The 5,045-nt window shown below is 40.0% G+C and carries 4 protein-coding genes; 3 read left to right on the top strand and 1 reads right to left on the bottom strand.

Annotated elements, in window-relative coordinates; all coding sequences use genetic code 11:
• Nucleotides 1–571 precede the first annotated feature (571 nt).
• Genes FL972_RS11275 through FL972_RS11265 form a run of 3 tightly spaced genes read left to right on the top strand, consistent with a single transcriptional unit; the run spans nucleotide 572 to nucleotide 2,132 of the window.
• Nucleotides 572–781 carry a helix-turn-helix domain-containing protein gene (locus tag FL972_RS11275; RefSeq protein WP_144605527.1) on the top strand — a complete coding sequence of 70 codons (210 nt, stop codon included), beginning with the start codon at nucleotides 572–574 and terminating at the stop codon, nucleotides 779–781.
• A gap of 3 nt (nucleotides 782–784) precedes the next feature.
• Nucleotides 785–1,108, top strand: coding sequence for a HipA N-terminal domain-containing protein (locus FL972_RS11270; protein ID WP_144605526.1), 324 nt, complete (start codon nucleotides 785–787; stop codon nucleotides 1,106–1,108).
• Entirely contained in the window at nucleotides 1,101–2,132 is a 1,032-nt protein-coding gene (locus FL972_RS11265) for a type II toxin-antitoxin system HipA family toxin (protein WP_144605524.1), read from the top strand. Before FL972_RS11270 ends, FL972_RS11265 begins: the two co-directional genes overlap by 8 nt.
• A 258-nt stretch (nucleotides 2,133–2,390) precedes the next feature.
• Here the strand turns inward: FL972_RS11265 and katG are convergent, their stop codons facing one another.
• Nucleotides 2,391–4,643, bottom strand: coding sequence for a catalase/peroxidase HPI (gene katG, locus FL972_RS11260; protein ID WP_144605522.1), 2,253 nt, complete (start codon nucleotides 4,641–4,643; stop codon nucleotides 2,391–2,393).
• Nucleotides 4,644–5,045: the final 402 nt, after the last annotated feature.

Here is a 5,045-nt window from a genome sequence, read left to right as displayed (position 1 = left end):
TCCCTGCCTGCGTCAGACAGGCGCTCAGGCTGACACTAGAGCTATTTATGAGACAGCCTCTTTCTATTCTGTCAAATTTGCAATTTGCTTAGGATACAATAGTCTAAGAAACATAACCAATTACAAATCGGGAAGGATAGTAGGGTAAGACAAGGCGTTAAGAAATCATTCTGTGATTCTGATAATTACCGGAATTAGCCTGGAGCCTGCTTAGTGGGGAGGCAAATTCCACCTAGCGACCAATTGAACTCCAGAGGTATGAGAAAATTCAACGCCAAAATGAAAAATTGCCTTAGATCAGTATTATTTTTTTATAGAATGATCTAAGGCTGAGGATCAACAAAAAACTCCAGTATATTCCAAACCTACACTTTTCTTATTTTTACAAAGCCTACAAAGAATTCCCTTTCCTTTATCTATCTTCAATTAGCACGGAAAATCATATTATATTGTGAATATTGGGAGATTTAAATCTGTTTTAGCTCATAATAATCTAAATATCACATTATAGTATGATTTATATTTGATTTTAGAAAAATCAATAGTAAATTAGTCTAAAAATCACATTATAATGACAATTGAAGAAATAGGTTTGGCTATAAAAGAACGAAGACAGGTTCTTAAAATTATTCAGCCAGATTTGGCAGAAATGGCTCAGGTGAGTATTAATACCCTATACAAAATTGAGCGTGGTGAGGCTAATCCATCGGTCAAAGTGCTAAATAAACTTGCGGAGATTTTGGGAATGGAATTATCACTTTCCGTCAAAAAACTGCTTTAATAGATGAAATCAGCGAGAGTTTTAAGAAATGGGGAATTGGTCGGGATCTTGTCAAAATCGGAATCCGGTAAGTACTCTTTTGTTTACGAAGATTCCTGGTTTTCTCATCCGGATAAACCCTCCGTTAGCCTAACACTTCCAAAATCAAAAAAAGAGTATTATTCTGATCATTTATTTCCATTCTTTTTCAATATGCTTTCTGAAGGAGTCAATTTGAAACTACAGGCACGCCAATTTCAGATTGATGAAGATGATTTCTTTACGCTACTTTATAAAACTGCTGATTCAGATACCATAGGTGCAATAACCGTTGAACCAAATGACTGAGCTAATCATTAATACCTGTCCCATAACCTTGGCAGAAGCCTTTCATACCTACAGCCCGCTTGGCTTGAAACAATTATTCTCAGGGAAAAAGACAGCACATATTCTTCCCTATCATAGCCATCAACCAATTCAAACTTCTCAAATGGCAGAATTGATGGAGAATAGAAAGAGAATTTCTATTTCAGGGGTTCAGGAAAAGCTCTCTTTGATTTGGGATAAAGGCCAGCTTAGATTAACCCGTCAAGGAGAACAAGGAACCTATATTTTGAAACCTATTCCAAGGGATTTGGAGAATGTGGATCAGGTTCCGGCAAATGAACACTTGACCATGCAGATTGCAAAACAAATCTATAAGTTGAATGTAGCTGAGAGTGCCTTGATCTTCTTCGAAAATGGAGAACCTGCCTACCTGACCAAAAGATTTGATATCGACTCTAAATCATCTAATAAGCTGGGCAAAGAAGATTTTGCGACTTTGGCTCTAAAATCAAAGGAAACAGATGGAGAAGAGTTCAAATACAATTATAGTTATGAAGGGGTCGCCCTTTTAATTAAAAAATATGTGGCTGCTTATCCTATTGCCCTAGAAGAGTTCTTCAGGTTAGTGGTATTCAATTTTTTGTTTTCAAATGGGGATGCGCATTTGAAAAACTTTGCCCTACTGGAAACTTCGCAAGGAGATTATAATCTGAGCCCAGCATATGATTTGGTGAATACTAGACTTCATGTAAAGGATTCTGAAATGGCTCTAAAAGATGGGCTCTTTGCTGAAGATTATTACACAAAAAGTTACGAGGAAATGGGGCTTTATGCCTACGATGATTTTTTCGAATTCGGTATAAAAATCGGAATCATGCAAATTCGAGTTAAAAAAATCCTCAATGAATTCTCAAAGCCCTTAGAGGAAATAGTACCTATAATCAATCGAAGCTTTCTGTCTGATGAAATGAAAGAACGCTATAAAAAAAGCTATGAGAGTCGATTGGGTTTTCTTAGAAACTCTTACGCGAAAAGAGATCTTTAAAATGATTTCCAGTGCCTTGAATGAAAGATAGAGATTTACTCCTTCTTTTTAGGCTCTCAAAATATTATTTGCTGAAAATCGATTTTTACTTGGCAAATCTCTGCTCTAGAATATCTTGATTTTTTCCGATTTCTATTAATGGCTAAACAAAAAACAATCCCCCAAAATGGAGGATTGCTTTAGATTAAAATTTAACTTTCGAAGATAGGGAAGCTCAAAAATCATAATTTGAAGTGATTTATGACTCCCGTCCCCAGATTAGTTTTTGTACAATTCATGTTGTAATTCGAATCTATCCAGCATCATGACTTTATGCCAAGCGTCTACAAATTGCTTTACAAATAATTCATGACCGTCAGAAGCTGCATAGGCTAAAGAAAGAGTTCGCAGCTGTGGATTGGAACCAAATACTAAGTCAGCACGGGTTGCAGTCCATTTGGTCTTTCCGCTCGCCTTGTCCTTTCCTTCAAAGGTTTCCTTAGCATCATCTGCCGGAGTCCATTTGGTATCTATGGCCAATAGGTTGGTAAAGAAGTCATTGCTCAATACTCCAACCTTTTCGGTAAATACTCCATGCTTGGAGCCATCGTAATTGGCACCTAAAACTCTCAGCCCTCCAACCAAGGCGGTCATCTCAGGAGCAGTCAGGTCCAATAACTGAGCTCTATCAATCAACATACGCTCAGTCTCTACGGCATACTTACCTTTTCTGTAGTTGCGGAATCCGTCTAGCATTGGCTCCAATACTGCGATATTATCAACGTCTGTTTGTTCTGCACTGGCATCCATTCTGCCTGGTACAAAAGGAACAGATACCTTCACTCCGGCATCATGGGCAGCTTTCTCTACCGCAGCACAGCCTGCCAATACTATTAGGTCGGCCATGGAAATCTTTTTATTTCCTGATTTCTTGCCATTAAAGTCAGATTGGATTTTTTCCAAAGTTTCTAAAACTGAAGCCAATTGTTTGGGGTTGTTGACTTCCCAGTTTTTCATAGGCTCTAAACGCACTCTTGCACCATTGGCACCTCCTCTGAAATCAGTTTTTCTGAAAGTTGAAGCAGATGCCCAAGCAGCACTTACTAAAGCAGAGATAGACTGACCTGAAGCCAAAATGTCCTTTTTCAGTTGAGCGATATCCTGCTCATTTACTACTTCATGATCCAATGCTGGAACAGGGTCTTGCCAAATCAATTCCTCTTTTGGAACCTCTGGTCCTAACAAGCGATTTTTTGGTCCCATATCTCTGTGAGTCAATTTGTACCAAGCACGGGCAAAAGCATCATCCAACAAAGTGGAATCTTCCACAAATCGCTCACAAATTTTTCGGTATTCCGGATCAGTGATCAAAGCAATATCTGTTGTCATCATCATCAATGGATGACGTACACCTTCCAAATGTGCATCAGGAACAGCATCTGCAGCGGCTCCGCCTTTTGGTTTCCAAGCCTTTCCACCAGCAGGGCTGACAGTTTGCTCCCACTCATATTTGAATAGGTTTTCTAAATATTCATTATCCCATCGGGTAGGGTTGGAGGTCCAAGCCCCTTCAATTCCGTTGGTGGTGGTATATTGAGCATTTCCGGTACCATTGCTGTTGATCCAGCCTAGACCTTGATGCTCTAATTCTGCTGCATTAGGTTCAGGGCCCAAATGGGATTTTGGAGAAGCACCATGGCTTTTTCCGAAAGCATGTCCCCCTGCAATCAAGGCAACTGTTTCCTCATCATTCATCGCCATTCTGGAGAAAGTAATTCTAATCTCCTGGGCTGCTGAAATAGGATCCATATTTCCAAAAGGTCCTTCTGGATGCACATAGATTAGGGATTGTCTGGATGCTCCTAATGGATTTTCCAAATCATATTCCTCAGTTCCCGGCTTTCCTGTCCAGCGCTTGTCTTGGGTGGCCATTTCTGTTTCAGGACCCCAGTAGGTGCTATCATCACCTTCCCAAGAGTCCAGTCTTCCACCTCCGAATCCGAAGGTTTTGAATCCCATTTGCTCCAAGGCACAATTACCGGTTAGGATGATTAAATCCGCCCAGGACAATTTTCTGCCATATTTCTGTTTGATAGGTTCTAGCAGTCGGATAGACTTATCGATATTACCATTGTCTTCCCATGAATTGAGAGGAGCAAAACGGATCAGGCCTTCGCCAGAACCTCCACGACCATCGGCAACTCTGTAAGTACCGGCAGCGTGCCAGGCCATCCGAACCATCTGTGGACCGTAATTGCCATAATCAGCTGGCCAAAAATCATGAGAAGTGGTCAGCATTTCTGTGATATCTTTTTTGACAGCAGCCAAATCCAAGGAAGCGAATTCCGATGGATAGTCAAAGTCCGGACCATAAGGGTTTGCTTTGGATGATGGGCTGTGAAGCAATTCTACCGGAAGTCGCTTGGGCCACCAGTCAGCATTCATAGGTTTGGTGCCGATGCCACCGCCTATTCTATCGCTTTGAATTTGATTTCTGCCTCCAGAAAAGGGGCATTTGCTTTGTTCAGTCATTTTAAAAATGTTTTATGGGTTATGTTTAAATGTAAGTCATTGACTCTTATTTTTTAACCCCATAGAAATGATTTTGTTGCCTAGAATTTCCCAAATGGTTAGAGAATGGGAAGAGCGGTATGCAACTCTACCCTCCAAGGGTTTTTGCTATTCGGGATTTGTAATCCCGAATCCCTATCGTAGGATTTTTAATCCGATGAAATATTTAAGAAGGATAGGAATATCTCGCCGAAGGCATATTTCAATTTAATTTCTACTGTATTTCTCTAAAATATCTTGCCGAAGGCATATCTAAACCATATCTTAAAAAATATCTTTTCGACAACCTCAGGTTTGCGAATATTTCGCCGCAGGCGTATTTGTTTTACCTCTACTGTATTTCTCTGCCATTCTTGCTGGCAC

Source organism: Algoriphagus algorifonticola, assembly GCF_007655305.1.
Taxonomy (GTDB): Bacteria; Bacteroidota; Bacteroidia; order Cytophagales; family Cyclobacteriaceae; genus Algoriphagus; species Algoriphagus algorifonticola.
This window is presented reverse-complemented; position numbering and strand designations above follow the sequence as displayed.

Excerpts from the sequence above, each read along its gene's own strand:
- FL972_RS11270 (WP_144605526.1), top strand. The coding sequence starts at position 785 with ATGAAATCAGCGAGAGTTTTAAGAAATGGGGAATTGGTCGGGATCTTG.
- FL972_RS11275 (WP_144605527.1), top strand. The coding sequence starts at position 572 with ATGACAATTGAAGAAATAGGTTTGGCTATAAAAGAACGAAGACAGGTT.
- katG (WP_144605522.1), bottom strand. The coding sequence starts at position 4,643 with ATGACTGAACAAAGCAAATGCCCCTTTTCTGGAGGCAGAAATCAAATT.
- FL972_RS11265 (WP_144605524.1), top strand. The coding sequence starts at position 1,101 with ATGACTGAGCTAATCATTAATACCTGTCCCATAACCTTGGCAGAAGCC.